The sequence below is a fragment of the Sphingobium sp. genome (genome assembly GCF_033795625.1).
GTDB lineage: Bacteria > Pseudomonadota > Alphaproteobacteria > Sphingomonadales > Sphingomonadaceae > Sphingobium.
The window spans coordinates 1-676 of the sequence record NZ_JARYGI010000128.1; the positions used below are offsets into that span (position 1 = coordinate 1).

Annotated in this window: 1 pseudogene; it reads right to left on the minus strand. The window is 65.7% G+C overall.

Features of this window, described 5'->3' with window-relative positions:
- Positions 1–676, minus strand: a pseudogene (locus QHC67_RS18975) (hypothetical protein); the annotation flags it as partial.

The following is a 676-nucleotide window of genomic DNA, read 5'->3' on the forward strand; positions in this document are numbered from 1 at the left end:
CGAGGCATCCGCAGGCGGAGACGACTTCCTCGCCGGGATCTGCCGGGCATTGATTGTCTGCAGTGCAGGCGTGGAAGAAGGTGTCGTAGCCGACCGGCACATTCTGTTTTGCGCCCACGACGCCATCGGGCGCTGCCTCGCTATTGGCCTTGGGCGCGCGGGTCTTGCAAACGGGCTCGCAGGCCGCGACCGACCCCCGGTCGGGAAGGCTGAAGGCACGCGTCGATGTCGCATAGCTTCCGTCGCTCTGGCGCGTCCGGTCGGCCAGCAGCGTCTCGGTCGAATGGTCGATGACATAGGCGCCGCGGCTTGTGTCGGGCTTCGCGATGTCATCGACAGCACAGCGATAGGTGCGATCCTTCAGGTAGAAGTCGCGTGTGAGTTGTGTCGGGCAGCTCGGCCCGCCCAAGACGCGGGTCTGGGGGAGGGGCCGCAGCCCGGTCGCGACCCCGTTGATCCAGGTTTGGACACCATCAACCAGCTCGCTGTCGAGCTTGCATTGCGGATCGGCGGCGATCGCCCCGCAACCGTCGACGACCTGCTCCAGCGTCTTGCAGCTGTTGTCGACATCGACATGGACCTGCGCGAAGCCTTCGCCGCCCTCCGCGACCGCGACGCGCAGCCAGATCTCATGATCGCCAGCGGTGAGAAAGGTGCGCAGATCGAGGTTCGGATA